Source organism: Vibrio sp. 10N.222.46.A1 (genome assembly GCF_041473595.1).
Taxonomy (GTDB): domain Bacteria; phylum Pseudomonadota; class Gammaproteobacteria; order Enterobacterales; family Vibrionaceae; genus Vibrio; species Vibrio tasmaniensis_A.
Map to the genome: position 1 here is coordinate 1 of NZ_JBFRSN010001094.1, position 1618 is coordinate 1618.

Genomic DNA, 1618 nt, shown 5'->3' on the forward strand with positions numbered 1-1618 from the left:
GGTAGGTTGTGCTTTGCTCTCGCGTCTGCTTTTGACATCGGTTTAAACTTCTCACAATCTACGCCGTTTTTAATCGTGATGATGTTTTTGTATGAAAACGCACAACGTAACTGATTGTAAACGCGTGTTGCATCGGCCACTAACGTTGGTTGAGCCGCTTTCAATGCAAGGGCTTGTAAGCGACGACGTTTGTTATTTTTCAAATGCCAAGCATCATGCTCGGTATGAATTCGAGTAGGAACCCCAGTTACACGGGCAGCGTAACCCGCGTAGAGCAGTGGGCCTATGTGATGCGTGTGAACAACATCAGGTCGAATACCGTTAAATGCTTTCATCAATTTGATGATGATACTGAATTGTACGCCTGGTGCTTTATCCAAAAAGACGATTTGATTTTGATACTGCTTTAATTTAGGCCAGTTGTTGATCGAGTCTTCTTTTGTTCCTTCTAAACTGACAATCAACACTTGGTCTGTTGGTTTAGCAAGGCGCAGCAAATCTAACGTTAGGGTTTCTAATCCGCCGGGAGCGAGGTGCTGAACAACGTGTATGATCTTTTTACCATGCTTCGTTAAGTGCGTATTCATAATTTGGACCCTGCCTTTATAATTCTTGTTTCGCCTTTCTGACATTTTTCTTGAAGTAACTTCTTTAAAACGTTTAGCTACACAATGAGACTGCAGGAGTTGTGCCAATTAAATAACCTTTATATTTCAATCGCTTAATGCATGATTCTATAGGGCGTTTTTTGTTTCTCAAAATGGGAATCAAAACAAAACACCAATGAATAGCTATTTGGAGCATAGGGCTTGGGTTAATCGAAAGTAGCGTTAGAACTTGAGGCTTTAGACAAAAAAAACGCCAAGCGAATGTTGGCGTTTAGTGTTAGGAAGCTAAAAAGATAAGAAGAAGCTACGAAGCTAGCAAATTAAAAATGCCTTTAAGGCTAACTAACTCATTTTAGGGATAACGGTAATGACAGGAACACCTAAGATGTCTTCGATTTCGTCTTTACGCTTGATTGAAGAGTCAAACAGCTCAAACAATATCGCCAACCCAATGCCAAGGCCGATACCTGCAACGAAACCAGCCAAAACAAACACAAAAGAAGGTATGTTAGATTTGATACTAGGCGTGAAGGGTAAATCGATAATCTTCACACGTTTGTTTTGCTCGAATACGCCAAGCGAACCTGTTAGCTGAGCCATTTCATAACGCTCTGTCAGTTCATCGTATAGCTGACGCTTGATTTCAACTTGGCGTTTAAGGCGATACATCTCTTTTGCATTTTCACCGAAGTTATTCGCCTTGTGTTCTAATTCGAAAATCATAGTACGAAGGCTTTTCGTTTCTTCAGTTAAAGACTCAAAGCGAGCGCGAACCAGTTGTAAACTGTGTAGTTGGGTGACTAAAAGAGGTTGGGTATCCGAAAGTTTGTTCAGTGTAGTACTACTTGCAATGTCCCAAAGCTGGTCGCTGTTCATCGCAGGTTGAGTTACATCGAGTAAACTCTTTCTCTCATTTTCAAGTCTGTCTAGTTCACGAACTTTAGCTTGTACGGCACTGTGTTTGTTTGTGTATTTGGCTTGAAGCAGAGCCAGTTCACTACGAATATCGA

Annotated in this window: 1 protein-coding gene and 1 pseudogene; both read right to left on the reverse strand. The window is 41.1% G+C overall.

Annotated features, from left to right (window positions below; all coding sequences use genetic code 11):
• Positions 1-587: glycosyltransferase (locus AB4496_RS24130; RefSeq protein WP_372132305.1), on the reverse strand; the 587-nt coding region annotated here is incomplete at its 3' end.
• A 363-nt stretch (positions 588-950) separates the two neighbouring features.
• Positions 951-1618, reverse strand: a pseudogene (locus tag AB4496_RS24135) (chain-length determining protein); the annotation flags it as partial.